Annotated in this window: 19 protein-coding genes; 10 read left to right on the top strand and 9 right to left on the bottom strand. The window is 67.5% G+C overall.

Annotated features, from left to right (window positions below; genetic code table 11):
* Positions 1 to 44 precede the first annotated feature (44 nt).
* Positions 45 to 1,136, top strand: a complete 1,092-nt coding sequence (locus tag ACNQVK_RS28155) for a glycosyltransferase (protein WP_418032153.1) — start codon at positions 45 to 47, stop codon at positions 1,134 to 1,136.
* Entirely contained in the window at positions 1,123 to 3,501 is a 2,379-nt protein-coding gene (locus ACNQVK_RS28150) for a glycosyltransferase (RefSeq protein ID WP_418032152.1), read from the top strand. Before ACNQVK_RS28155 ends, ACNQVK_RS28150 begins: the two co-directional genes overlap by 14 nt.
* A gap of 15 nt (positions 3,502 to 3,516) precedes the next feature.
* Here ACNQVK_RS28150 and ACNQVK_RS28145 read toward each other — a convergent pair whose 3' ends face one another.
* Positions 3,517 to 4,218, bottom strand: coding sequence for a hypothetical protein (locus ACNQVK_RS28145; RefSeq protein ID WP_418032151.1), 702 nt, complete (start codon positions 4,216 to 4,218; stop codon positions 3,517 to 3,519).
* Between the two features lie 374 nt (positions 4,219 to 4,592).
* Here ACNQVK_RS28145 and ACNQVK_RS28140 point away from each other — a divergent pair, with 374 nt between their 5' ends.
* On the top strand, positions 4,593 to 5,987 hold the full coding sequence (locus ACNQVK_RS28140; protein ID WP_418032150.1) for a carbohydrate-binding domain-containing protein: 1,395 nt from the start codon (positions 4,593 to 4,595) through the stop codon (positions 5,985 to 5,987).
* Positions 5,988 to 6,024: 37 nt separating this feature from the next.
* On the opposite strand, the gene ACNQVK_RS28135 is transcribed toward ACNQVK_RS28140, so the two are convergent.
* The 3 genes from ACNQVK_RS28135 to ACNQVK_RS28125 form a co-directional block, all read right to left on the bottom strand.
* Positions 6,025 to 7,059: a polysaccharide deacetylase family protein gene (locus ACNQVK_RS28135; RefSeq protein WP_418032149.1), complete on the bottom strand. Its 1,035-nt coding sequence runs from the start codon at positions 7,057 to 7,059 to the stop codon at positions 6,025 to 6,027.
* 79 nt (positions 7,060 to 7,138) lie between these two features.
* On the bottom strand, positions 7,139 to 7,855 hold the full coding sequence (locus ACNQVK_RS28130; RefSeq protein WP_418032148.1) for a TIGR03089 family protein: 717 nt from the start codon (positions 7,853 to 7,855) through the stop codon (positions 7,139 to 7,141).
* A 23-nt stretch (positions 7,856 to 7,878) separates the two neighbouring features.
* Complete coding sequence (locus ACNQVK_RS28125; RefSeq protein ID WP_273732694.1) at positions 7,879 to 9,360, bottom strand: LCP family protein; 1,482 nt, start codon at positions 9,358 to 9,360, stop codon at positions 7,879 to 7,881.
* Positions 9,361 to 9,426: 66 nt separating this feature from the next.
* On the opposite strand from ACNQVK_RS28125, the gene rfbD reads away from it, so the two are divergent.
* The 3 genes from rfbD to ACNQVK_RS28110 are packed head-to-tail and all read left to right on the top strand — an operon-like array spanning position 9,427 to position 12,279.
* Entirely contained in the window at positions 9,427 to 10,311 is an 885-nt protein-coding gene (gene rfbD / locus ACNQVK_RS28120) for a dTDP-4-dehydrorhamnose reductase (RefSeq protein ID WP_418032147.1), read from the top strand.
* Positions 10,308 to 11,198: a glycosyltransferase family 2 protein gene (locus ACNQVK_RS28115; protein ID WP_418032146.1), complete on the top strand. Its 891-nt coding sequence runs from the start codon at positions 10,308 to 10,310 to the stop codon at positions 11,196 to 11,198. Before rfbD ends, ACNQVK_RS28115 begins: the two co-directional genes overlap by 4 nt.
* Before the next feature lies 1 nt (position 11,199).
* Positions 11,200 to 12,279: an NDP-sugar synthase gene (locus ACNQVK_RS28110; RefSeq protein ID WP_273732691.1), complete on the top strand. Its 1,080-nt coding sequence runs from the start codon at positions 11,200 to 11,202 to the stop codon at positions 12,277 to 12,279.
* A gap of 126 nt (positions 12,280 to 12,405) precedes the next feature.
* On the opposite strand, the gene ACNQVK_RS28105 is transcribed toward ACNQVK_RS28110, so the two are convergent.
* The 4 genes from ACNQVK_RS28105 to cofD are packed head-to-tail and all read right to left on the bottom strand — an operon-like array spanning position 12,406 to position 16,133.
* Positions 12,406 to 13,242: an SDR family NAD(P)-dependent oxidoreductase gene (locus tag ACNQVK_RS28105; protein WP_418032145.1), complete on the bottom strand. Its 837-nt coding sequence runs from the start codon at positions 13,240 to 13,242 to the stop codon at positions 12,406 to 12,408.
* A 10-nt stretch (positions 13,243 to 13,252) separates the two neighbouring features.
* On the bottom strand, positions 13,253 to 13,765 hold the full coding sequence (locus ACNQVK_RS28100) for an NUDIX hydrolase (protein WP_418034392.1): 513 nt from the start codon (positions 13,763 to 13,765) through the stop codon (positions 13,253 to 13,255).
* 32 nt (positions 13,766 to 13,797) lie between these two features.
* On the bottom strand, positions 13,798 to 15,153 hold the full coding sequence (locus tag ACNQVK_RS28095) for a coenzyme F420-0:L-glutamate ligase (protein WP_418032144.1): 1,356 nt from the start codon (positions 15,151 to 15,153) through the stop codon (positions 13,798 to 13,800).
* The gene (gene cofD / locus ACNQVK_RS28090; RefSeq protein ID WP_418032143.1) at positions 15,150 to 16,133 is read right to left on the bottom strand and encodes a 2-phospho-L-lactate transferase; all 984 of its coding nucleotides are present in this window, start codon (positions 16,131 to 16,133) and stop codon (positions 15,150 to 15,152) included. The genes ACNQVK_RS28095 and cofD overlap by 4 nt, the downstream gene beginning before the upstream one ends.
* A 420-nt stretch (positions 16,134 to 16,553) precedes the next feature.
* Between cofD and ACNQVK_RS28085 the strand changes: the two genes are divergently transcribed.
* Positions 16,554 to 16,817: a WhiB family transcriptional regulator gene (locus ACNQVK_RS28085; protein ID WP_418034390.1), complete on the top strand. Its 264-nt coding sequence runs from the start codon at positions 16,554 to 16,556 to the stop codon at positions 16,815 to 16,817.
* Positions 16,818 to 16,863: 46 nt separating this feature from the next.
* Here the strand turns inward: ACNQVK_RS28085 and ACNQVK_RS28080 are convergent, their stop codons facing one another.
* The gene (locus tag ACNQVK_RS28080) at positions 16,864 to 17,286 is read right to left on the bottom strand and encodes a metallopeptidase family protein (protein ID WP_044516672.1); all 423 of its coding nucleotides are present in this window, start codon (positions 17,284 to 17,286) and stop codon (positions 16,864 to 16,866) included.
* A 129-nt stretch (positions 17,287 to 17,415) separates the two neighbouring features.
* Here ACNQVK_RS28080 and ACNQVK_RS28075 point away from each other — a divergent pair, with 129 nt between their 5' ends.
* The 3 genes from ACNQVK_RS28075 (at position 17,416) to ACNQVK_RS28065 (ending at position 20,387) form a co-directional block, all read left to right on the top strand.
* Entirely contained in the window at positions 17,416 to 17,835 is a 420-nt protein-coding gene (locus ACNQVK_RS28075; protein WP_418032142.1) for a DUF3499 domain-containing protein, read from the top strand.
* A 96-nt stretch (positions 17,836 to 17,931) separates the two neighbouring features.
* Complete coding sequence (locus ACNQVK_RS28070) at positions 17,932 to 19,320, top strand: phosphomannomutase/phosphoglucomutase (protein WP_418032141.1); 1,389 nt, start codon at positions 17,932 to 17,934, stop codon at positions 19,318 to 19,320.
* A complete protein-coding gene (locus ACNQVK_RS28065; RefSeq protein ID WP_418032140.1) occupies positions 19,317 to 20,387 on the top strand; it encodes a TobH protein in 1,071 nt (356 codons plus the stop codon). The genes ACNQVK_RS28070 and ACNQVK_RS28065 overlap by 4 nt, the downstream gene beginning before the upstream one ends.
* The last annotated feature ends 3 nt before the right edge of the window (positions 20,388 to 20,390 follow it).

The raw sequence follows: 20,390 nt of genomic DNA, 5'->3' as shown, positions 1-20,390 counted from the left end.
TATCTCCGCAATACGCGGACACTCCCTCCCCGATCCGAGTGCTGATGATCCTGGACACGTTCAGTTTCGGAGGCGCCGAGAACCTCGTCGTCGAGCTGGCCCGGCACGCCCCGGCATCGCTTCAACTGTCGGTCTCCAGTCTGGCCCCGGCGGGGCGGGGCCACGACGCCATGGCCGGCCGACTGGCCGAGGTGGGTCTGACTCCCACCCACTTGTCGGTGCGCCGTCTGCTGGACCCGGTCGGCTTCCTGCGCCTCGTACGGACTCTGCGACGTGCCCCGGTGGACGTGGTGCACGCGCACCTCGACTACTCGGCGATTCTCGTTCCGCTGGCGGCCCGGCTGGCCGGCAAGCCGGTCGTCGCGACGTTGCACGTGAGTCCGCAAGCCGGGCACGGTCGGGGTGCGTGGCTCAAAGAGCGCTTGTCAGTGCGGATCCCGGCCAGGCTGGGCCGCCTTGTCTTGGTCTCCCAGCACATCAACGACGCGTACGCGCAGGTGCACGGCCCGGCCCGCACGTCGTGGCGGGTGATTTCGAACGGGGTCGACCTGGATCGCTACCGTGCTGGACGCGATGGGCCCAACCCACAGAATCCGGTGTGGGCGACGGTGGCCGCACTGCGGCCCGACAAGAATCACCTCGATCTCGTCCGAGCGTGGGCAGGTGTAGTGCGCGTTCACCCCGGTGCCACGCTGCTGATCGTTGGCGATGGTCCGGCGCGGTCTGACATCGAGGCGGCCGTGGCCGCCGCCGGACTCGGCGGTTCGGTACGCCTGCTCGGCCGGCGCGAGGATGTTCCGGAGATTCTGCGCTGCGTCGACGGCGTCGTATCGGCCTCGGTCGACGAGGCGCTGCCGACCGCGCTGATCGAAGCCGGCGCATGTGAGCTGCCTGTTGTTGCGGCCGACGCGGGGGGAACCAGGGAAATCGTTGTTGACGGGGTTACCGGACGACTGGTCCCGCTGCGTGACGTCCCGGCGCTGACCGAGGCGTTGCTGAGCACCATCGGGGATCCCGCGCGCGCCACGGCCTTTGGCGCCGCCGCCCGCGTGCGCGTCGAGCAGCAGTACTCATTGCCCGTGTGGGCGCAGCGGCTGCATGACCTGTACGCGGAGGTGCTGGATGGCTCGCGCTAGCCGGCGACAGCCGGTGCAGTTGGTCGTCGCTCACGTGATCCATTCGCTGGGTGCCGGCGGCGCGGAGGCGGTACTCGTGGACCTCGCCACCGCCGCTCAGGTACTGGGGATGCGGCTGGTGGTCATCGGCTTGTCCGACGCGATCGACGGGGCTGAAGTGGATCGCCGAGTAGTCCCGAAGTTGCGGGCATGCGGAGCAGGCGTGTACGAGATGAAGGCGCGGCGGTACGACCCCACGCTGACGTTCGCGGTCGCGCGAATCCTGCGTCACGAATCCGTGGATATCGTGCACACGCACCTCAAGCATGCCGACCTGATCGGTGGCGTGGCCGCCAGGATGGCGGGGCTCCGGTCGGTGTCGACTCTGCACGTGATCGATACGCCTGTCGGTTGGGCGCACCGGCTGCGGCTGGGCCTGGCGATGCGGGCACGTCATCTTTCCAGTGCGGTGATCGCCTTGTCCGGCGAGCAACTTCGGTGGTACCGGGGACAGGCCGGCGCCGGCGATCACGTCGTCCTTCTGCCCAACGGGGTGGGGGAACCCGAGGTGAGTGTCGACCCGTCGACGGTCCGCGCCGAACTCGGTGTGCCGACGGGTGCGGTGTTGGTGGTGTGCGTCGGCATGATGCGGCCGGAGAAGGGGCACGCTGACCTGCTGGAGGCGATTCGGTTGCTTCCCGACGAGCCGTCGCTGGTGGTCGCACTGGCGGGTGATGGTCCGCTGGCGGACTCAATCGGCGCAGCCGTCGAATCGGATCCACTGCTGCGCCAACGGGTCAGGATGCTCGGCTTCCGCACCGATATCGACGATCTTCTCGCGGCCGCCGACTTCGTCGTGCAGCCATCGTTGGCCGACGCCCTGCCGACGTCGCTGATCTCGGCGCTGGCCGCGGGTCGCCCGATCGTGGCGACCCGGGTCGGCGGTATCCCCGACATCGCCCATGACGACTACAGCATTCTGGTACCCCCGGCGGATCCTGCCGCGTTGAGCGCGGGGATCAGCGGGATGGCCGGTGCGGTAAGAGCCGGCGGCGAGCGGATGGCATCGATGCGCGCGGCTGCGCGACGACGGTATGAGGAGCGCTTCAGCGCGGACAGCTGGGTGACGGGCCTGCAGTCGTTGTATGCGAACGTGATCGGCGAATCACGCCGTGGCGGGACTGGCCGACGACGCGTGGTGTTCGTCGAGTTTCCGCCGTCCGGTGGGTTGTTCCAGTTCTCGCTGCAACTCGGTGAGGCGATGGCCCGGGCCGGCGACGACGTCGAGCTGATCACCGGGTCTCGACCGGAGCTGCGATCCCGCGAGCCGGGTTGCCGGGTCCGCAGCCTGTTGCCGACCTGGCATCCCGCCGCGGGCGCGGGCGCCCCGGAGTGGTGGCGGCGGCCGCGGCGGGCGATTCGCGCGGTGCGGCACACCGCCGCCTGGCTGATTCTGATCGGCTATCTGCGGATCACCCGGCCGGATGTCGTGCTGTGGTCGGAGTGGAGATTTCCGACCGACGGCTGGGGTGTGCATGCGGTTCGAAAACTGTTGCCGCGCACGGTGTTGGGACTCGTGGCCCATGAACCGCGGGTATTGGTCGAACAACCGGGAAGCGACGGGCTGTACAAGACCGACCTCGCCACCAATCGCTCGCTGGCCCTGGCCTACGGTGATCTCGACACGGCATTCGTTCTCGGAGAATCCGCGAAGAATGCGTTGACGTGCACCTGGCCGATGGTCGGCCCCGTACATGTGATCCCGCACGGTGACGAAGGAATCTTCGCGGGGGATGCGGTGGTGAGTGCGACAGCCGCCGCACCGGTCGCGCTGTGCTTCGGCACGATAACGGCCTACAAGGGGATCGACACTCTGCTGGAGGCGTGGCCGAAGGTTCGCGCTCAGGTGCCCGGCGCCCAGCTGGTGATCGCCGGGGCGCTCAGCGCAGACGTCGACGGGAAGGCGCTGCGGACCCAGGCGGCACGGCTCGCCGGAGTGGAATTGGACATCGGCTACGTCGCGGTGTGCGACGTCGGGGGGTACTTCGCGAGGGCTCGCTGTGTCGTGCTGCCCTATCGACGCAGCAGCCAGTCCGGGGTGGTGCACCTGGCGCACACCCTGGGTCGGCCGGTGATCGCAACGCGAGTGGGTGACATTCCCGACGTCGTCCGCGACCAGAAGTCCGGGCTGCTGGTCGAGCCCGAGGATTCAGATGCCCTGGCCCTGGCCGTCATTGACCTGCTGACCGATCCGGCGAAGGCCGCCCGGCTGGGTGAGGCCGGGGCGCGGCAGTTGGCCGGGTGCGCCTCCTGGGATCTGGTGGCGGACCGGGTTCGGCAAGGGCTTGAGGCAATCGGCGCGGACGGCTGTCGCGTCGACGACTGACCGTCACCGTCACCGTCACGGAACGACGGGCTGCCCGTCACCGGGATCGCTGGGGCGGGTGAGGTACTCGTCGCACTCCGGTTGGGACCGGCCGGTCTGCTCCTGGCACACCGCGACCGACGGGTTCTCGCCGTCGAAGGCTTCAATGCTATTGGGGTACAGCGACCATAGGTAGGCGTCGGTGCCCGCCACAGTGACGCAATACGCGACGGAACCGTCGTTCGTCACGGCGTTGTTGCTGTGCGGCCGGCAACTTGCGCCGATCACGGCCACTGGCCACGGTGCGGCATCCGGTGGCGGGGAACCCGGTACGGATTGCGGTTGCGGGGGCTCGGTGGGGGCGGCGGTCACGGTTGTCGTTCGTACCGACGAGGCAGGGTCAGAGGTTCCCGAGAATCCCGTGACTATCGCGCTGATTGCCCCGGCCAGTAGGACAGCGGTGACAACGCCGGCGGCAACACCGAGCAACCGTTCGGTGGTCGTGCCGCCCGCCCGCGGTGGGGGATCGGTGCCCAACGCCGTGTTGTCGGCGACGTGGACTGACCATGCGGTGCCATCCCAAAAGCGGTATTGGTGACGGGCGAACGGGTCGGTTGCCCAGCGACCACGGGCGGTTGCTCCCGGCCGATCGGGGACGGGCGCGCCGACCGGGGCACCGCAGTCACCGCAAAAAGGTTGCTGAACGGGATTGAGGTGGCCGTGCGGGCAGACTGTCATGGACGCCCGTGTCCCGATTCCGCACACTCCACAGAAATTCTGGTCCGTGTGGCTCTCGTGACCGTTCGTGCACGTCACCATCACGGCCGTTCCCTCGTTTCTCGTCTCAACTGTTGATCTCAGCAACATTCGCACGATGTCCAAGCCCGTCCGGTGTCCGAGCCGGAGAGCTTCACGGCGAACTATGCCACAGGTAGGAGGTGGTCGAAGGTGCGGTTCCGGCCACTGCCCGAGGACGTGGTCCGACCGCGTCGGTGCACGTCATCGGACGAAATCTGTGACCAAAGCGATGCCTACAAAAGCTGTTGGTGAAGTGATTGCAGTGAAAGCTGTGAACTCGAACCGCTGCTACGTTTCTCTGAGATGGAGGATTCGTGCCCGCAATTCGCCCGATCATCGCTGGTGTCACCACCTTTGCCATCGCCTTGTCGATCACGGCCACCTCCGCGGCCGCGGGTGCCGTTCTCGATGCGGATACCTTGGCGGTGAATCCCACGGCGGCCGGTGCCGTTCTCGCGGATTCCACCGCGGCTGGGGGTACGGCCCTGCGCTTGAGTCAGAACTCGACGGCCGCGACGACCCTCGAATTGCCGGCGGCATCGCGAATCGTGGTACGGGCCAAGGGGACCCAGTGCCTGGGCGGGCCCAGTATGATCGTGTCGGTCGACGGAAAGACGATCGGTACGACGATCGTGCAGGCGGCATCGTGGACGGACTATACGGTGACGGCAACAGGCGTGGCCGGAACTCACAACCTCGGTATCTCGTTTGCCAACGATTTCGCCCTGAACGTGTACTGTGATCGAAACCTGTTGCTGGACAAGATCACTGTTGTCGACACCGGGTCTGGCAATCCCACCACCACTGCGGTGCCGACGACCACCGCGAATCCGCCGACAACCACCGCTCCTTCCGGAAGTGCGACAAGGGCAGCGCCGTTCGCGGTGAGCAGCCCGTTCCGGACGGCGATTCCGGTCAATGCGGCGGTGGATTCCAAGAGCGTTGCGATGGTGGCCAGGATCGCCCGCGACAATGCCATGTATGCGAACCTCGTCGAGTTCGGCGTGCCCATTTACACCGCGACGGCCTCATCACCACGCTATTCGGTGACGTGCAGGATCACCACGTGGGGACCCTGTCCGTTCGCCGGCGCCGCCATACCCATCCCGGCCGGAGCCCGTCCGAGCCCGGGATCCGACGGTGCGATGGTCGTCGTCGACGAAACCACCCAACGGTCCTACGAGTTCTGGCAGGCTAAATTGGCGTCCGGAAAGTGGAGCGCCAGTTGGGGTTCGATCAACAGCCTCGGCGGTTCGGGGTGGGGCGGTAACAGCACCGCCGCGGGCGCATCCCGGCTGGGCGGGGTGATCCAGATCGCCGAAATCGCCGCCGGCACCATTCCGCACGCGCTGGCCATCCAGATCGACAACACTTGCGCCGGTGTGTTCCGCGCCCCTGCCATCAAAACCGATGGGTCCTCCACCAGATCGGACTGCATTCCCGAGGGCGCCCGGGTGCGTCTGGATCCCACGGTCGATCTCGGTAGTCTCCGGCTGGCGCCGGCTGTGCTCGCGGTCGCGCGCGCGCTGCAGGTCTATGGTGCCTACGTTGTCGACACCGGTGGGTCGCCGTTGAGTGTGAGCTTCGAAATGGACCCCGCCGCCACTGCTTCGTCGATCGGCAGCGTCTACCAACAGGCCGGACTGCGTTGGGACTACGACAATTTGCCCGGCATCCCCTACAGCCGCCTGCAAGTATTGGCGTCCTGAGCAGCTGATCTTACGAGCACGATTCGGTGCGCTCCGATCACGGACGCAGTCCCGAGACCAGCACCTGGAATCCCGCCCACGACAAGTTGCCGCCGATCGAAATGCGCGGCAGCGCCAACGGATCCGAAGTCGCATCGGCAAACCCGTAGGACGTCGACAACGCCCATCGCACTCCATTGCGGCGAAGCACGGCCTTCGCGCGCTCGTCGAAGTCCTGGGCCCTGCCGTTGGGGTAGGCGAAGATTGTGGGCGCCTTCCCCGTTTCCCGTTCGAGAGCGGCACAGGAATCGGTGATCTCGTGATCCACCTTCTCGTCCGAACACCGGGACAGGATCGGATGGGTGACCGAGTGCGGGTAGAGAGTGACCAGGCCGTCGGTCGTCAGTGCGCGGGCCTCGTCCCAGGAGAGCAGTCGAAACGGGCCGGGATCGGTGTTCTCGGCTTGCCCGAGCCTCGTGACGAGCGTGTTCAACCGGTCGACACGCTCGGTGTCGGGGAAGTCCTTGAGCCGCACGACGGCTTGGGCATAGGCAATGCCGCGATCGGCGGCGGTGCGCAGCGGGTATCCGGGCAGTCCCGCGTCGGGCAGATCGACTTCGCCGGCGGTGGTGCCGGCGAAAGCGAGCCACAGCCTGTCCGGCCACAGCGTCTCGTCGGAGCCCATGGGGCCGGTGGTGAGAAATACCGCTGCGGGCATATGCAATTCACGCAGAACTGGCGCCGCGTGCGTGGCAAGGTTGCGCGTCCCATCATCGAATGTCAGCACCGCGGCGCGATCGGGCAGCGTGCCGTCGCGCATCCGTTCGAGGGCTTCGTCGAGAGGAAGTACCGTGAAGTGTCGGCGCATGTACTCGAGCTGGAGTCGCAGCGAGGCCACATCGAGCACGTGCCAGCACGCCGGGGACAGCGGCTCCTGCTCGATGCCGTGGAACGTCAAGATCGCGAGGCGTCGACGGTTGCTCCAGCGCGCCACAGCAGGAATGCCTGCAATGCACAGCAACCGGGCGGTGTGCTCTTTTGCGGAGTTGTAGACGCGGTTCCAGGCTGTCGACCGTAGTGCTGGCGGCGCCACAGTTGCCACACGTTACCAGCACTCGCTTGGCGGGCGCGGGCCGCGAAGGTAGGACAATCTTTTCGTCGACGACGCGTTGTCAGCCTGCGCCGAGAACGTACGTCACCTTCTCCGTCGTGCGACGCCGTTCCTGTGCGCCCGCATCGGGATTGGCCACCTGGACCAGTGACGCCCCGGCGGCGAACACCGCGACCAGATTCGAGATGAGCTCGTCGGGGGTGGCCCAGCCCGCGGTGGACAACACGCGGTCGCCGGCCGTGAAACCCTCTGCCGCCGCGGCATTCCGGGCAGCTTCCAGCACCTCGGCGACCGACTGCCCGGCCAGGGCCGGGCCGGGAACGCGCTCGGGCACGATCTGGTCGCCGTGCACCCGCACCGCGGTGGCGTAGTCGGTGACCCCGATGGGCAGGTCCGGAGCCGGCTTGCCGAACGGGTCCAGCGACAGCACCGCGACCTCGCCACCGGAAACCGCGTCGTCAGCCTCATCGAGGCGATCCCGGGTGCACAGGGCTGTGTCAGCCTCCCCGTCCAGAACCACCTCGGCGCCGATCCACCAGATCCCGAACAACACCGCCGCGGTCTGCCAGTGCGCGGGCAGCAGCACCGCCACCCGCGTGCCCGGGCCGGCCCCCATCTCGTCGCGCAACAGGTTGGCGGTCTTGGCGGCCCAGTTGGCCATGGTCACCGTCGACAGCTCGATCCGCTCACCGGTGGCGTCGTCGTAATAGGTGATCCGTGGCCCGGCCGGGTCCGCTGCCAACAACGGATCCAGGACGGCAGCGCTGACTGTGCTCATAGCCTCGTTCTACTCGAGGGGGATCAGTTCACACACTTGGGATCGTCCGAACCCGCGTTGAGGATCGGCGACGGCGGTGGCGGCGGACTCTGCTCGCCGGTGTCGCTGTAGGTGTCGCCGACCGAAGCCGGATCCACGATGCCGGCGGACGGATCCATGCCGTCGGAGCCGGGTCCGGTGTAATCCGCCGCCAGGACCACCCGCACCGCGCCGGGCGGCAACGACGAATCCTCGTTCACCGGCAATCCGCCGAGGTCCTTCGCCACCGCCTGGGCGCCGAGGTCGTCGCTCTTGGCGGCCAGCACCTGGCTGGACACCGGCGGGGCACCTTCGTGGTTGCCGGTGGTGCCGGGCAGGAACCCCTTGTTGCTCAGCGTCTGTGACACCGCGGCGGCCAGGCCGTTGATGTCGGTGCCGTTGACCACCTCGACGGTGGTGTTCTCGGGTGAATAGCTGAGCTGTTCGGTCTTGCCCGCGTCCTGGTCCTGCAGCAGGCTCGACACCCACTGGTGGACCTCGTCGGGATCCACCCGGACCACGCTCTGCATGCCGTCGTCGCTCCAGCCGTCCTCACGCAGGATCGGGATGGTGGCGAACGCGACGCTGCCGGCCGCCAGCTTCTGCAGCTGCTCGACGAAATTCATGATGTCCCAGCCGTCGGAGATCACCACGGAGCGCTGCACGGCATCCTGCAGCCGCCCTAGCGTGCCGGGGCTGGACAGCGTCTTACTGGAGATCACCTCGTGGGCCAGTGACGCCATCACCGACTGCTGGCGGGTCACCCGGTCGAGGTCCCCGCGCGGCAGGTCATGGCGTTGCCGAACGAAGCTCAGCGCCTGCGGGCCGTTGAGCTTCTGCCAACCGGCCGGGAAATCGGCACCCGAAAGCGGTTCGTAGACAGCATCTTTGAGGCAGACATTGACGCCGCCGAGGGCGTCGGTGATCAGCGCGAAGCCGAGGAGTCCGATTTCGGCGTAGTGGTCGACCGTGACGCCGGTCAGTGAGGCGACGGTCTGGATCAGCTCCTCGCGGGCCGCCTCGGTGGCCTTGGGCTCGGCGACGGCGGGATCTTCACCCTCGACCTCGACGAGCTGCTTCATCCGGTCGAGCTTGACGTCCCCGAACACGCCGTTGATCTTCATCTTTCCCCAACCCGGTGCTTCCACGTACGAATCGCGGGGGATGGAGATGGCCGTGGCCGACTTCCCGTTGTTGGGGATGCGGATCAGGATGATGGTGTCGGTATTGGTCGAGACGTCGTCGCCGGCGCGCAGAGTCTCCAACTCCTCGGCCGACAACGGGTTGCCGTGGGCGTCGGTACGACTGTCCATACCGACGAGCAGGATGTCGATGGCACCGTCCTCGCCGCCGCCGCCGAGCGCCGCCGAGCTGATGTGGTTGATGCCGGATTCGAAGGAGCGGATCTGGCTCCAGGCCACCCCAGTTCCGAGCACCACGGCCGACGCCGTGGCGACAGCGAGGGAGCGAAGGACAGGGATACGCACCTGCCCAGGCTACTTGCGGCTCGGACGTGAGCCGGGTAACGCCGACCGGCGTGCCAGACTCGGCGCATGGCGCAACGGATTGTGATCACCGGGGGCAGCGGCATGGTCGGCCGGGTATTGGCTGATCAGGCGCGTGGCGAGGGTCGTGACGTGCTGGCCCTGACCTCGGCGGAATGTGACATCACCAACGTTGACACGGTGCGCGCGTTCGTCGAGTCCGGCGATGTGGTGATCAACTGCGCGGCATACACGCAGGTCGACACCGCAGAGACAGACCAGGACAGGGCCCACGCCGTCAACGCCGTCGGCCCCGGCAACCTCGCCGCGGTATGCGCCCAGGTCGGTGCCGGCCTGGTGCACATCTCCACGGACTACGTGTTCGGTGCGTCCACGGACCGTCGCACCCCATATGAGGTCGATGACCAGACCGGACCGGTCAATGTCTACGGCCGGACCAAACTGGCCGGGGAACAGGCGGTGCTGGCCGCCAAACCCGACGCGTACGTCGTCCGAACCGCCTGGGTGTACCGCGGCGGAGACGGAGCCGACTTCGTGGCGACCATGCGCCGGCTGGCGGCCGGGGACGGCCCGGTCGATGTGGTCGCCGACCAGGTCGGATCGCCCACCTACACCGGTGACCTGGTCGCGGCGTTGTTGCAGATCGCAGACGGCGGTGTGCGGCCGGGCGTGTTGCATGCCGCCAACGCCGGGGCGGCCAGCCGGTTCGACCAGGCGCGGGAGACATTCGCGGCGATCGGTGCCGATCCGGAGCGGGTTCGGCCGGTCGACAGCAGCCGTCACCCGCGGCCCGCACCGCGTCCGGCCTACACCGTGTTGTCGGCGCTCCGGTCCGCCGAGGCGGGCCTGACCCCGCTGCGGGATTGGCGAGAAGCCCTGGCTGCAGCGGTTGGAAAAGAGTGCCCGTCCGGCCCGCTACCCTCTACGCCGTGACTGAGGATGCGGCCCGCCCGCTCGTGGTGGTGACGGTGACGTACTCGCCGGGGCCACATCTGGACCGGTTCCTGGCCTCGCTTGCCCTGGCCACCGACCGGCCGGTGACGGTCATCATGGCCGACAACGGCTCGACCGACGGGGCACCCGAACGAGCGGAAAAGCGCTACCCCAACGTGCGCCTGATCCGTACCGGCAGCAACCTCGGTTACGGCAGCGCGGTCAACCGCGGCGCCGAGCGGATATCGGATGCGGAGTGCTCCGAATTCTTCATCGTCGCCAACCCGGACGTGCAGTGGGGGCCCCGGTCGATCGACCTGCTGCTCGACGCGGCCCAGCGGTGGCCGCAGGCCGGTGCGCTCGGGCCGTTGGTCCGCGATCCCGACGGTTCGGTCTACCCGTCGGCCCGCCATCAGCCCAGCCTGGTCCGCGGCGGCATGCACGCCGTCGTCGGCCCGTTCTGGAAATCGAATCCCTGGACCGCGGCCTACCGCCAGGACCGTCAGGAGCCCAGTGAGCGCGAGGTCGGCTGGCTGTCCGGTTCGTGCCTGCTGATGCGCCGGGCCGCCTTCGACGCCGTCGGCGGATTCGACGAGCGCTACTTCATGTATATGGAAGACGTCGACCTGGGCGACCGGATCGCCCAGGCCGGCTGGCAGAACGTCTACGTGCCGTCGGCCGAGGTGCTCCACGACAAGGGGCACTCCACGGGCCGCGATCCGGCGCGCAACTTGGCCGCCCATCACCGCAGTACCTACACTTTTTTGGCTGATCGATACCCGGCGCCCTGGCAGGCGCCGTTACGGTGGACAATTCGGGGCGCGCTGGCAGCACGTGCGGGCCTGGTGGTCGGTAGTTCTCGACGTAAACAGGCGAAAGGGCACTGACGTGATCAATCCCGCGGAGGTGGACGCTGTCGTCCTCGTCGGTGGACGAGGCACCAGGCTCCGGCCGTTGACCCTCTCGGCGCCCAAGCCGATGTTGCCGACGGCCGGCGTTCCGTTCCTGACCCATCTGCTGGCGCGAATCTCGGTGGCCGGTATCAAGCATGTGGTGATGGGCACCTCGTACAAGGCCGAGGTTTTCGAGGAGGCGTTCGGCAACGGCTCCGATCTCGGGCTCGAGATCGAATACGTCACCGAGACCGAGGCACTCGGTACCGGTGGTGCCATCGCCAACGTGGCGGACAAGCTGCGTTACGACACGGCCATGGTGTTCAACGGTGACGTGCTTTCGGCCGCCGACCTCGGCGCGGTGCTGGAGTCGCACGACACCCACCAGGCCGACGTCACGCTGCACCTGGTGCGCGTCAGTGATCCGCGTGCGTTCGGCTGCGTGCCCACCGATGCCGACGGTTTCGTGACGGCGTTCCTGGAGAAGACCCAGGATCCGCCGACCGACCAGATCAACGCGGGCTGTTATGTGTTCAACCGCAACGTCATCGACCAGATCCCGCGCGGCCGGGCCCTGTCGGTCGAACGCGAGATCTTCCCCGAGGTGCTCTCCCGCGGACTGAAGATGTGCGGGTACGTCGACGCCTCGTACTGGCGGGACATGGGCACACCAGACGATTTCGTGCGCGGGTCGGCCGATCTGGTCCGTGGCATCGCACCGTCGCCGGCGCTCAACGGCCGTCGCGGTGAGTCCCTGGTCCACGAAGGTGCGGCGGTTGCGCCGGGCGCCTTGCTGATCGGCGGCACCGTGGTGGGCCGCGGCGCCGAGATCGGTGCCGGCGCACGCCTCGACGGCGCGGTGATCTTCGACGGGGTCCGCGTGGAAGCCGGTGCGGTGATTGAACGTTCGATCATCGGCTTCGGCGCCCGCATCGGACCGCGGGCACTGATCCGCGACGGCGTGATCGGCGACGGGGCCGACATCGGTGCCCGCTGCGAGCTGTTGCGCGGTGCCAGGGTGTGGCCCGGCGTGGCCATTCCCGACGGCGGTATCCGGTACTCGACCGACGTCTGAGATTGCACCTACTGCGCCGAAACTACGCTCTCTGACGAGAATTGGCGGAAAAACGTCAGATAGCGTCGTCTCGGCGTTGCGGCCGCGCCGCAGCTGCCCGCCGGCGTACTGCACCCAAGCCCCGGGTTAGGCGCTGACCATCTCCTGGCTGCGGTCCCAGAGTTGTTGTGCCAGAACAGGATCGTTGGCCTGCTTGTTCGGCCGACCGGGCTTGCGTCGGGCGTAATACTGTCCGGAGGTCCAGTCGGTGCCGGGGCTCGACGTGGCCAGCCACACCAACTGATCTGCCCCCTTGTCCGGGCTGATCAGGATGAGCTTCTTCAGCGGTGTGCGGTAGAGGAGTTCCAGGGCCGGGTTGTTGGCCTCGGCGCCGAAGTTCGAGGCCACCGAGCCCGGATGGAACGCCGCCGTGGAGATCCCGTCCGAGTGGTGGCGGCGGTGCAGTTCCTTGGTGAACAGGATGTTGGCCAGCTTCGCGTCGCCGTAGGCCTTCTGCGCCTTGAACCCGCGTTCGTGGTTCAGGTCGGTGATGTCGATGTGGCCGAACAGCCGGTTGCCGACGCTGGAGGTGTTGATCACCGATGCCTTGGCCGCGATCAGGCGATCCAGCAGCAGGGTGGTCAGCAGGAACGGGGCCAGATGGTTGACCTGGAACGTCTTCTCGAACCCGTCGACGGTCTCCTGCCGGGTTCGGCCCAAGAGGCCGCCGGCGTTGTTGGCCAGCACGTCGATGCGCGGATACCGATCCAGCAGCTGGGTGGCCAGGTCGCGGACCTGGCCGAGTTCGGCGAAGTCGGCAACGAGGTAGTCGGCGCCGAGCGCACCCGCCACCGCCGCGGTCTTGCCGGGTGACCGGCCCACCACCACGACGTTGTCGCCGCGCCGGCTCAATTGGCGGGCGGCTGCGGCACCGACGCCGTCACTGGCGCCGGTGATGACGATGGTCCTGCGCTCCGGGTTCACCGGGCCCAGACTAGACGGTCCCGGTGACAGAGTCGGCGAGTTGTTGAAGGCCGAAGTCGGTGCCATCGGGCAGGGCATCCAGTGGCCACCAACGTAGGTCCAAAGACTCGTCGCTGCAGGCGATCTCGGCGCCTGCCGGGGCCCGGACCACGAACTGCATGTCGAGGTGGCGGGTCGGCACTCCCAGCGAGCAGGTCACGGGATGCACGTGCAGCGCCGCCAGGTGCGGGTCGATGGTCAATCCGGCGATGCCGGACTCTTCGGTGGCCTCGCGCAGTGCCGCCGAAGGCATGTCGGAATCCGATTCCTCACAGTGCCCGCCGAGCTGCAACCAGCGGCCGAAGCGGGGATGCAGGGTGAGCAACGTCTGCGTTCCGGTGTGATCGACGACCAGTGCCGAGGCGGTGATGTGGCCGGGCACGCACGCGCGCAGGCAGGCATCGGGACGGGCGGCCAGGAACGACAGCACCGCGTGCCGCAGTGTGTCCTGACCGGGATCGGTCGTCTGCCAATTCGTCAGCATCTCGACGGCGGAGGCGTGCAGGCTCTCGGCGCTCACTTCACGACCAGCAGGCCGTCGGTGGGCACCGGGTCGCGCGGCGGTTGTGGATCGGCGGCGTGACCGATCGCGATGGCGCCCAACGGCTCCCAATCCGCGGGAAGATCGAGTTCGGCACGCACCAGGTCACCGGCGAAGATGGTCGATCCGATCCAGCAGCTGCCCACGTCGCGTACCGCCAGCGCCACCAGCAGAGCCTGTACCGCGGCGCCCACCGCGACGGTGAACATGGTGTGCTCGGCCTGGGTGCGGGCCTCGTCGGGATAGCTGTGGGCACCGTCGGGAACCAGGAAAGGAATCACCAGTTCCGGAGCGTCGTACAGGATCTGGCCGCGGTTCACGCGCCGCTCCACGGACTCCGGGTCCCGGCCGTCCCCGGTGAGATCGGTCCGCCACTGCTCCTTCATCCGGTCCAGCAGCCGGGTGCGGGTGGCGTTGTCCTGCACCCAGACGAAGCGCACCGGACGGGTGTGATGCGGGGCGGGTGCGGTGAGTGCCTCGCTGACGGCGGCTTCGATGAGTGCGTGGTCGACCGGCTCGTCGGAGAACGAGCGCACTGAGCGACGCAGTAGCTGAGCTTGATTGCGCCCCATCTCGATTGCCTCTGCCGTACCGAGCCAGAACAGGTCGTCCTCGCCGGACCGCAGCAGCGTGCGGGCGTTCGACCCGTCGTCGGTCAGCTCCAACCCTCGCACCACCGCGACGGGGATCGCGGTGAGCTTGCCCTTCACCAGATCGGCTGCCGCAGCGATCTCGTCGGCCACCGCCACCTCGGTGACCAGAAGTTCGTTGCCATGCCGGTCGTGTGCGCCGGCGTATCCGTGCAGGACGGTGAGCCCGGACGCACCGATCGCGAAGTCAGCTTGGCCGTTGCGCCAGGCGCGGCCCATGGTGTCGGTGATCACGACGGCGAGGTTGACGCCGAGTTGCTCACGCAGGCGTACGCGCAAGTCCCGCGCGCTCCCGTCGGGATCCACCGGCAGTAGCGCCAACTCGTTCGAGTCGACGTTGGACCCGTCGACACCGGCAGCGGCCTGGACCAGGCCGATGGCGTTCTCGGTGATCAGCGTCCGGCCCTTGCGGGCCAGTACCCGGACCGCTTCGGAATCGATGAGCTTGCGCCGCAGGGTATCCCGCTCTTCCGGGTCAGAAGGGGCGGTGACGATGCGGCCTTCGCATTTGGACACGATCTTGCTGGTGATGACCAGTACGTCCCCGTCGCGCAGCCATGGCGCCGCCTCGGCCAGCGCGGCAGCCAGGTCATCCCCGGGCCGGAACTCGGGAAGTCCTGGTACCGGCAGAATCTCGACGCGGCCTGCGGACCCGTGCTCGGTGTTCGCGTCGGTGGTCACAATGGGACTCCGGCGAGATCGAGACCGGCGCGCACCATCTCGGCGGTGGTGGGCGGGTCGGTCATCAGCAGTGGCACGGCACGCACCTTCACGCCCTCGATCTCGGCGTCATCGCCTTCGTGTACCAGCCAGCCGTCCAGGATTCCGGTGCCGGACCGGGCGCCGAAGTGCTGACCGACGGCCTGTGAGGTGGAATCCACACCGATGATGGAAAGGCACTCATCTGCCATGCCGCGCAACGGTTTTCCGTTGATGATGGGGGAGTACCCGATCACCGGTGCCGCGGTCGAGCGCAATGCGCCCCGGACTCCCGGGATCTGCAGGATCGGTCCGATGCTCACGACCGGATTTGACGGCGCCAGCAACACCACGTCGGCATCGGCGATGGCCTCGGCGACACCCGGCGCGGCGGTTGCCTGTTCCGCACCGACGAACGCAAAGCTGTGCGAGGGCACCTGCGCGCGGTAGCGCACCCACCATTCCTGGAAATGGATGGCCCGTCGTTCACCGTCGGCGGGGTCGGTGATCACCACGTGGGTTTCACTGCGGTCGTCGGTGACGGGCAACAGCTGCGCCCCAGGTGACCAGCGCTTACACAACGCCTCGGTGACCTGGGACAGCGGGTAGCCGGCGCGCAGCATCTGGGTGCGGACCAGATGGGTGGCGAGGTCCCGGTCGCCCAGGCCGAACCAGTCGGGTTGCACGCCGTATGCGGCCAGTTCTTCCTTGGCGTGCCAGGTCTCGTCCTTGTGGCCCCAACCGCGCTCGGGGTCGATACCGCCGCCCAGGGTGTACATGCAGGTATCGAGGTCCGGGCAGATCCGGACTCCGTGCATCCAGGCGTCGTCGCCGACGTTCACGATCGCTGTGAGTTCGTGCTTGCTGTCGCTCCCGGCAAACTGGCCGAGGCCCAACAGGTGCTGCACCCCCAGCAAAAACCGGGCGCCTCCGACGCCGCCGACCAGAACGGTGATCTTCACAACGTCCGACCCTAAGCGTTCCAGGCTCGCGGATGGAAACGACGTCGTCACGGGCAGGACACGCCGATGTCGCGACGCGCCGATTTGACATTACGAGATGGTATGAATTCGCACCCTGGCGCTTGACCCTGGCAGCTAACACGTGTGTAATCACAGATGTGTCATTTCCCGGTCGGTGACTGATTCCGGTGTCGCAGACCGAGATTCGATCATTTGTTCGAATGGGGTGACCGCATATCGCAATAGTGGGGCTCCACTTAGGATCTACGAGACCGAGTGAGGAGGCGGGGGATAATGTCTTATGAGAGCGGCGATTTCGATCGTGTGGTCCGGTTCGACAACCGGCTACTCGGCTCACTGGACAACGCACCGCACATCAATGCGGCACCGGCACCGCTGGGGGAAGCTGGACGTCCTCAGCTGAGTTTGGTTCCGGAGCATATTGATGCTGATCCGGAAGCCGAAGACGACCAATGGCAGGAACGTGCGCTGTGCGCACAGACCGACCCGGAGGCGTTCTTCCCGGAGAAGGGTGGGTCTACCCGCGAGGCCAAGCGCATCTGCCTGGGTTGCGAGGTGAAGGACGCATGCCTGGAGTACGCGCTTGCGCACGACGAGCGTTTTGGTATTTGGGGAGGACTGTCCGAACGGGAGCGTCGCCGGCTCAAACGCGGCATCATCTGACGCTCCAGCTCGACGGAGCGCTCACCGAAAGGTGCGGCGCTCGGTGTCAGTCGTCGTCGATAGTCGGGTCGATGACTGACGGTTCCACTCCCAGATAGGTGGCCACTTGGGCCACCAGGATTTCATGCAGCAGGTCCGCGAGCTCATCGGGTCCTTTGACTCGGCGCTCGATGGGCTTGCGGAACAAGACAATTCGAGCCCGGGTCGCATTTCCTCTGACGTCGACCCCGGCAGGTATCAGCCGCGCCAATGCGATCGGTCCATCGGCGATGACCTCGGGTGGCCATTGCACACTGTCCGGATCTTTCGGAGACATCCGCGGAATCTCGTCGACAGCGACATCGAGTTCTCGCAGGCGCGACGCCCACCGACGTTCGATCGGCTCGTAGGCCTCCAGCACCGCCATGTCGAACCGCTCGGCCCGGCTGCGCCAGCCGGGAACCGAGCGTGGAAGCAGCGGCCCGCGCATATCGCGGCCGCGGCGCGATCGCCATGGGTTCCGCTGGGCCACGGCGATGATCGTAACGGTTCGGGATCGGGGCCCCGACGGCCGCGTGTCCAGCGGCGCACAGCGATCGTCCAAAGTAATCTCTGGAGCGTGAATGTTCCCCGTCGCTGCTGCCGGCCCGGGTGCCCGCACTATGCCGTGGCGACGCTGACTTTTGTCTACTCCGACTCCACGGCGGTAGTCGGACCCTTGGCCACGGTGTCTGAGCCTCATTCCTGGGATTTGTGTGTCGGCCACGCCGGCCGTATCACCGCGCCGCGGGGCTGGGAGCTGGTCCGGCACGCCGTGCCGCTGCCCACTCATCCCGATGAAGACGATCTGGTGGCGTTGGCCGATGCGGTCCGCGAAGGCCAGCCCGGTGCCGTTCCCCGGGGCGGGGTGGTGGCCGGATTCTCGGATCCCGCCACCGGTCTGGGCACCAGCGCGGTGATGGCACCGCAGGCGCGCCCGGCGGAGACCAATGGACGTCGTCGCGGGCACCTGCGGGTGTTGCCGGATCCCACCGATTAACCCTGAACAGACGACGACCGGCCCAAGAGTAGTGAACGTGTCGACGCCGCCCGACGGTTAGGCTGGCGCCAACGATTCCGTTTCACAAGGAGCTATATGTCTAGGCCAGCGGCGGCTGTTCACGATGTCATCAAGGCCTATGACGTCAGAGGTCTGGTCGGCAGTCAGATCGACGAGGCGTTCGTGACCGAGGTCGGCGGTGCATTCGCTCGTCTGGTCCGCGGCGAAGGTGCCGCGCAGGTGGCGATCGGTTACGACATGCGGGCCAGTTCGCCAACGCTGGCAGCGGCATTCGCCGACGGTGTCACCGCCCAGGGCCTGGATGTGGTCCGCATCGGCCTGGCCTCCACCGATCAGCTGTACTTCGCTTCGGGCCTGTTGGATTGTCCCGGGGCGATGTTCACCGCGAGCCACAACCCCGCCGCCTACAACGGCATCAAACTGTGCCGTGCCGGGGCCAAGCCCGTCGGCAAGGACACCGGACTCTCGGTCATCTCCGATGAGGTGATCGCGGGTGTGCCGGCCTACGACGGCCCGCCCGGAGCCCTCTCCGATCGAGATGTGCTGGACGACTACGGCAGCTTCCTTCGGTCCCTGGTCGATCTCAGCGCGCTGCGGCCGCTGCGCATCGCGGTCGATGCCGGCAACGGCATGGCCGGCCACACCACCCCCGCGGTTCTCGGGCCGATCCCCGGCGCCACGGTGCTCCCGCTGTTCTTCGAACTCGACGGCACCTTCCCCAATCACGAGGCCAACCCGCTGAATCCGGCCAACCTGATCGACCTGCAGGCCCATGTGCTGGCCACCGGTGCCGACATCGGCCTGGCGTTCGACGGCGACGCCGACCGCTGCTTCGTGGTCGACGAACTCGGCCGTCCGGTGTCGCCGTCGGCGGTGACGGCATTGGTTGCCGCCCGCGAGCTCAAGCGTGAGATCGGTGCCACGGTAATCCACAACCTGATCACCTCACGTGCCGTTCCCGAGTTGGTGATCGAGCGTGGCGGCACCCCCGTGCGGTCCCGGGTCGGACACTCCTACATCAAGGCGCTGATGGCCGAGACCGGCGCGATCTTCGGTGGGGAGCACTCGGCGCACTATTACTTCCGTGACTTCTGGGGCGCCGATTCCGGCATGCTCGCGGCCCTGCACGTGTTGGCCGCACTCGGAGAGCAGGACCGCCCGCTCTCGGAGTTCATGGCGGATTACCAGCGTTACGAGGCCTCCGGCGAGATCAACTTCACCGTCAGCGATGCCCCGGCGTGCGTGGAGGCCGTGCTGAAATCCTTCGGCAGCTCGATCCAATCCATCGACCACCTCGACGGGGTCACGGTCGATCTCGGTGACGGCAGCTGGTTCAACCTGCGCACGTCGAACACCGAGCCACTGCTGCGGCTGAACGTGGAAGCGCGCACCGCCGAGGACGTCGCCGCGCTCGTCGACAGAGTTTCGGCACAGATCCGTGGGGTGAGCGAGCCGGTGCCGTGAACGCCGTGGACGCCACGGTCGATCTAGACGACGGCGACGGACTTGTCGCCGCCGATCGCAACGGTCTGCTGCGGGCCGCGGCGATGGCAGGCGCCCAGGTTCGGGCCACCGCTGCCGCGTTGGCGGAGGGTCTGCTCGACCCGCTACGCGCCGATTACCCACCGCGCACGGTGATTTGGGTTGCCGGCCGCGGTACGGCCGAGAATGCCGGGGCCATGCTGGCCGCCGCGCTCGGCGCGTCGATCTCGGCGCCCATCGTGGTGGCCGCCGAGACCCCGCCGTGGCTCGGCGCACTCGACGTGCTGATCGTGGCCGGCGACGACCCGGGTGATCCGGCCCTGGTGAACGCGGCCGCCACCGGCGTGCGTCGCGGTGCCAGGGTGCTGATCGTGGCGCCCAACGAGGGGCCGTTGCGTGACATCGCGGCCGGGCGCGCGGTGGTGCTGGCGCCCCGACTGTGGGTGCCAGACGACTTCGGGCTGACCCGGTATGTGGCCGCGGGGCTGGCCGCACTGCATGTCGTGGATCCGGGGATGCGCGTGGATCTGTCCGCGCTGGCCGATGAACTGGACGCCGAGGCGCTGCGCAACAGCGTCGGGCGAGAGCTGTTCACCAATCCGGCCAAGACGCTGGCCGAACGGATGTCGGACAGCGCGGTCGTGCTGGCCGGCGACAATCCGGCCACCCTGGCGCTGGCCCGGCACGGGGCGACCGTGATGCTGCGCCTGGCCGGGGAAGTGGTGGCGGCAGCCGGACTGGGTGACGTGCTCGCTGCGATAGGCAGTGGCGCGGTCGGACCGTCCGCGGCCAGGTCGCTGTTCCATGACGAGGAGATCGACGGACCGCTGCCACGCCGCATGCGCACGTTCGCGTTGATCACCGACACCGAACGGCAGGCGGTGGGGGCACGCGTCAACGGATTCGACGACATCGCGGTGATCGGCGCCGAGGATGTGCCGGAATCGGCGGAGACAACGCTGCCGGTCGGGCGCCCGGAACAACAACTGGCGATTCTGGCTGTCCGCTTGGAGATGACGGCCGTATATTTGAAACTGGTTCGAGGATAAGAA

It is taken from the genome of Mycobacterium sp. 134 (assembly GCF_048282715.1).
In the GTDB taxonomy this organism is placed as follows: Bacteria; Actinomycetota; Actinomycetes; order Mycobacteriales; family Mycobacteriaceae; genus Mycobacterium; species Mycobacterium septicum.
The sequence above is the reverse complement of the archived record's forward strand: the minus strand, read 5'-3'. Positions and strand labels throughout refer to the sequence as shown.

Coding starts and splice junctions, on each gene's coding strand:
- ACNQVK_RS28155 (WP_418032153.1), top strand. CDS start 45: ATGATCCTGGACACGTTCAGTTTCGGAGGCGCCGAGAACCTCGTCGTC.
- ACNQVK_RS28150 (WP_418032152.1), top strand. CDS start 1,123: ATGGCTCGCGCTAGCCGGCGACAGCCGGTGCAGTTGGTCGTCGCTCAC.
- ACNQVK_RS28145 (WP_418032151.1), bottom strand. CDS start 4,218: ATGACAGTCTGCCCGCACGGCCACCTCAATCCCGTTCAGCAACCTTTT.
- ACNQVK_RS28130 (WP_418032148.1), bottom strand. CDS start 7,855: ATGAGCACAGTCAGCGCTGCCGTCCTGGATCCGTTGTTGGCAGCGGAC.
- rfbD (WP_418032147.1), top strand. CDS start 9,427: ATGGCGCAACGGATTGTGATCACCGGGGGCAGCGGCATGGTCGGCCGG.
- ACNQVK_RS28100 (WP_418034392.1), bottom strand. CDS start 13,765: ATGCTGACGAATTGGCAGACGACCGATCCCGGTCAGGACACACTGCGG.
- ACNQVK_RS28080 (WP_044516672.1), bottom strand. CDS start 17,286: ATGCGCGGGCCGCTGCTTCCACGCTCGGTTCCCGGCTGGCGCAGCCGG.
- ACNQVK_RS28070 (WP_418032141.1), top strand. CDS start 17,932: ATGTCTAGGCCAGCGGCGGCTGTTCACGATGTCATCAAGGCCTATGAC.